Below are 3,737 nucleotides of genomic sequence, written 5' to 3' on the forward strand. Positions count from 1 at the left end.
ATGACTGTGAACGGTAAGGCTGTGAGTGGCGATGTAGAGGGTCGGACGTTATTGTCTGGTTTTTTGCGGGATCATTTGAGTTTGACTGGGACGCATGTTGGGTGTGACACGGCGCAGTGCGGGGCCTGCGTGGTGCATGTGAACGGTGAGGCGGTGAAGTCTTGCAACATGCTGGCAGTTGAGGCGGATGGGGCTGAGGTTGGCACGATTGAAGGCCAGTCCAGCCCGGATGGGTCGTTGAACGTGATCCAGCAGGCGTTTCAGGATCATCACGGTCTGCAATGCGGCTTCTGCACGCCGGGCATGGTGATGAGCGCGGCGGCTTTGCTGAAGGACAATCCGCGCCCGTCCGAGGCCGAGATCCGCAAGTATCTGGAAGGCAACCTGTGCCGCTGCACGGGCTATCATAACATCGTCAAGGCGATCATGGCCGCTTCGGGCCAGGACGTCAGCAGCATCGCCGCTGAATAAGCGGCCCGAGGGAGGAGAACAAGCAATGCCCAAAGACAGTGGCATCGGAGCCAGTTCCAAGCGGCGCGAGGACGTGCGCTTTCTGACCGGAGCAGGCAATTACACCGACGACATCAACGTGGCCGGACAGGCCTATGTTCATTTCCTGCGCTCGGATATCGCGCATGGCCGGATCACCAGCCTTGATACCTCGGCGGCCGAGGCCATGCCGGGTGTGGTGAAGGTGTTCACCGGCAAGGATTTCGAAGGCGTGGGCGGCATGCCTTGCGGCTGGGAGGTGACGGACAAGCACGGTGCGCCCATGCAGGAGCCTGCGCATCCCATTCTGGCCCAGGGCAAGGTGCGTCATGTGGGCGATCCCATTGCCGCCGTTGTGGCCGACAGCCTGGAACAGGCGCGTGACGCGGCCGAGGCGATTGACCTCGAGATCAAGGAACTGCCCGCCGTGATCGACATGAAGGCCGCAGCGCAAGACGGCGCGACGCTGGTCCATGACGATCTGAAGAACAACATCTGCTATGACTGGCAGCTGGGTGAAGCGGATGACGCCAAGGTCAATGAGGTCTTTGCCAATGCGGCCCATGTGACCACGCTGGATCTGGTCAACAACCGCCTGGTGGCCAACCCGATGGAGCCGCGTGTGGCGGTGGGGGAGTATTCCCGCGCGACCGAGGACTATACGCTCTATACCACCTCGCAGAACCCGCATGTGATCCGCCTGCTGATGTGCGCCTTTGTGCTGGGCCTGCCCGAGCATAAGGTCCGCGTGGTGGCCCCGGATGTGGGCGGTGGCTTTGGCACCAAGATCTTCCACTATGCGGAAGAGGCGTTCTGTACCTTCGCCGCCAAGGCCTGCAACCGGCCCGTGAAGTGGACTTCCAGCCGGTCCGAGGCGTTCATGTCGGACGCCCATGGCCGGGATCATGTCAGCAAAATCGAACTGGCGCTGGATGCAGACAACAACTTCATTGGCCTGCGCACCAACACCTACGCGAACCTTGGAGCGTATCTGTCGACCTTCTCAAGCTCCGTGCCCACATGGCTGCACGGCACGCTGATGGCTGGCAATTACAAGACGCCGGTTATTCAGGTGAATGTGAAGGCGATGTTTACCAATACGGTGCCGGTGGATGCCTATCGCGGCGCGGGTCGGCCCGAAGCGACGTTCCAGTTGGAGCGCGTGGTAGACAAGGCCGCGCGCGAGTTGGGGGTCGACCCGATTGCCCTGCGCCGTCAGAACTTCATCACCCAGTTCCCCTATGACACGCCGGTGGCTCTGACCTATGACACCGGGGATTACAACGGGACCATGGACAAGCTTGAGGCCGCGGCCGATCTGGCAGGCTTTGCTGCCCGCCGTGCGGAAAGCGAGGCCAAGGGCAAGCTGCGGGGTCTGGGCATCAACTGCTATATCGAGGCGTGCGGGATCGCTCCGTCGAACATCGTTGGCATGCTGGGAGCCCGGGCGGGTCTTTATGACGCCGCCACCGTGCGGGTGAATGCCACCGGCTCGATCAGCGTCATGGTCGGCGCACATAGCCACGGGCAGGGGCATGAGACCGCCTTCCCGCAGGTTGTGGCCGACATGATCGGCATCGATGAATCGATGGTCGAGATCGTGCATGGCGACACCTCGAAAATCCCCTTTGGCATGGGTACCTATGGCTCACGGTCGCTAGCGGTCTGTGGCTCGGCCATGGTGAAGGCCACCGAGAAGGTGATCGACAAGGCCAAGAAGATTGCCGCGCATTTGCTGGAAGCCTCCGAGGCGGATATTGAGCTGAAGGATGGTCAGTTCAGCGTGGCAGGCACCGACAAGTCGGTGGCCTGGGGCGATGTGACCCTGACGGCCTATGTGCCGCATAACTATCCGCTGGAAGTGGAACCGGGGCTGGAGGAGACCGCGTTTTACGACCCGGCCAACTTCACCTTCCCCTCGGGCGCCTATGCCTGCGAGGTCGAGGTCGACCCCGAGACCGGTCAGGTCACGATCGAGGCCTTCACCGCGGCGGATGACTTTGGCAACATCGTCAACCCGATGATCGTGGATGGTCAGGTTCATGGCGGCATTGGTCAGGGTATCGGTCAGGCGCTGCTGGAGAACTGCGCCTATGACGAGAATGGCCAGCTGCTGAGCGCGTCCTTCATGGATTACGCCATGCCGCGCGCCGATGATGTGCCGTTCTACGGCGTGGATCATTCCAGCCAGACGCCCTGTACGCATAACCCGTTGGGGGTGAAGGGCTGTGGTGAGGCCGGGGCGATCGGCTCTCCGCCAGCTGTGGTCAATGCGGTTCTGGATGCGCTGAACGCGGGCGGCAAGGCGGTGGATCACATCGATATGCCAGTAAGCCCGTCGCGCGTTTGGGCAGCGATGAACAGCTGAGAGGTTGGGGTAGCTGGGGGCTCTGCCCCCAGACCCCCGGGATATTTTTAGCCAGATGAAGGGCGGATCCGCGCCTTTCGGAAAGGAAGACGAAATGTACAGTTTCGAGTTTGAAAAGCCCTCGACCATTGCCGACGCGGTTGCTGCGTTGGGGGCCGAGGATGCGCAGGCTCTGGGTGGGGGGCAGACGCTGATCCCGACGCTGAAGCAGCGCTTGGCGGCGCCATCCGTGCTGGTCAGCATGAGCGGGATTGCCGAGATGCAGGGCGTCTGTGTCGAGGATGACGGCTCGGTCACCATTGGCGGGGCGACGCCCCATGCCACGGTGGCGCGTGAGGCAGCGGGGTCGTATCCGGCGCTGGCCGCGCTGGCGGGTCAGATCGGTGATCCGGCGGTGCGCAATCGCGGCACCATCGGCGGGTCAGTTGCCAATAACGATCCCGCAGCCTGTTATCCGGCGGGTGTGCTGGGCTCGGGCGCGACGGTTGTGACCAACACGCGCCAGATCGCGGCGGATGACTTCTTTGAGGGCATGTTCAGTACTGCGCTGGATGAGGGCGAGATCATCACCTCGGTCCGTTTCCCAGTACCGCAAGCTGCAAGCTACCAGAAGTTCCTGCAGCCCGCCTCGCGCTTTGCCTTGGTCGGGGTCTATCTGGCCCGGTTTGCGGATGGGGTTCGCGTGGCCGTCACCGGCGCCAGCGAGGACGGCGTGTTCCGCTGGTCCGAGGCGGAAGCCGCGCTCAACACCGAATTCCGCGCCGACGCGTTGATGGGGCTGAAGGTCAACCCGATGAACATGATCGCCGACCTGCACGGCAGCAAAGACTACCGCGCACATCTGGTCTCCGTCATGACCAAACGTGCCGTCCAAGCTTGT

General features: G+C 62.4%; 3 protein-coding genes. All 3 read left to right on the forward strand.

Features of this window, described 5'->3' with window-relative positions; genetic code table 11:
• Positions 1-471: (2Fe-2S)-binding protein (locus ACR0JX_RS19665; RefSeq protein ID WP_480545508.1), on the forward strand; the 471-nt coding region annotated here is incomplete at its 5' end.
• Between the two features lie 25 nt (positions 472-496).
• Positions 497-2,857, forward strand: a complete 2,361-nt coding sequence (locus ACR0JX_RS19670) for a xanthine dehydrogenase family protein molybdopterin-binding subunit (RefSeq protein ID WP_480545510.1) — start codon at positions 497-499, stop codon at positions 2,855-2,857.
• 94 nt (positions 2,858-2,951) lie between these two features.
• Positions 2,952-3,737 (forward strand): FAD binding domain-containing protein (locus ACR0JX_RS19675; protein WP_480545512.1); only part of this gene is annotated, 786 nt, incomplete at its 3' end.

The sequence above is a fragment of the Ruegeria sp. AH7 genome (assembly GCF_056541325.1).

Excerpts from the sequence above, each read along its gene's own strand:
- ACR0JX_RS19670 (WP_480545510.1), top strand. The coding sequence starts at position 497 with ATGCCCAAAGACAGTGGCATCGGAGCCAGTTCCAAGCGGCGCGAGGAC.